Origin of the sequence: Rhodococcus sp. EPR-134, assembly GCF_001647205.1 — a bacterium.
GTDB classification, from domain to species: Bacteria; Actinomycetota; Actinomycetes; order Mycobacteriales; family Mycobacteriaceae; genus Rhodococcus_F; species Rhodococcus_F qingshengii.
Genome location: NZ_LVCT01000362.1, coordinates 1 through 849 on the forward strand (window position 1 = coordinate 1; position 849 = coordinate 849).

At 62.3% G+C, this 849-nt stretch carries 2 pseudogenes; both read right to left on the bottom strand.

From position 1 onward, the window contains the following. Nucleotides 1-471 (bottom strand): annotated as a pseudogene (locus tag A2J01_RS16315) (esterase); the annotation flags it as partial. A 65-nt stretch (nt 472-536) separates the two neighbouring features. Further along, nucleotides 537-849 (bottom strand): annotated as a pseudogene (locus A2J01_RS36435) (aminopeptidase N); the annotation flags it as partial.

Sequence of the window (849 nt, forward strand, 5' to 3'; positions counted from 1 at the left end):
AACCGGTACCGCCCCGTCCTTGCCGTCGTCCAGGTCGGCGAGTGAAACCTTCTCCGCGTCCGAGAGTCCCAGCGCTGTTCCCAACGTCGGATACGACTGGAACTGCAGATTCACGTGAGCCGCGCTCGACACGACCACCAGGAGCACCGAGACCACGGTGAGCACGCGACCGTCGATCCGCGTCGCCGCAAATACCCGCGAAACACCCAGCAGCACGCCGAGAATGCCCAACCCGATCCACACGTAGACCGGACGGGCAATCGGATCAGGGAACGGGTGCCACACCTTCTCGATCAGCCAGTACAGCACGAGAGTGATCGCGATTGCCGCGACGATGCAGACCGGAATCGAGATCAGCACGTGACGCCTCGATCTCGAGAAGATCAGCCAGAGAAGTGCCAGAATTCCGAGCACCGTCACCACGGGCGGAACCGGGCCCGTGACCAGCGACAGATCCGTGATCGTGTGCACGTCGTCTCCTGTCGCAGCCCTGTTTAGACAATATCCAAGAACAGGACATTTCGGAGCTGATGGCGTCAGATCACCGCGTTCGACGCCTGGGCACGTAGGTCTCGGGCCAGGTGATCCCGACGCTCGAGAACAAGCCTCCGCAGCGACGCGGGCGCCTCAGCATTGGCCTGGATCCAGGAATCGACAGCAGAGGTGTCTTCAGCTGCCGGGAAGAGTCCGTTCACCAACCGTCGGGCGATCTCGATGCTGCGTTCGGACCACCACTTCCCCAGGGACGAGAAGTACTCTGCCGCATATCCCTCGATCAACGACGGGTCCGTGCCCGAACGGAATCCGGCGATCGTCGCATCCAGGCGGTCGTTCGAGAGTGAGGCATCG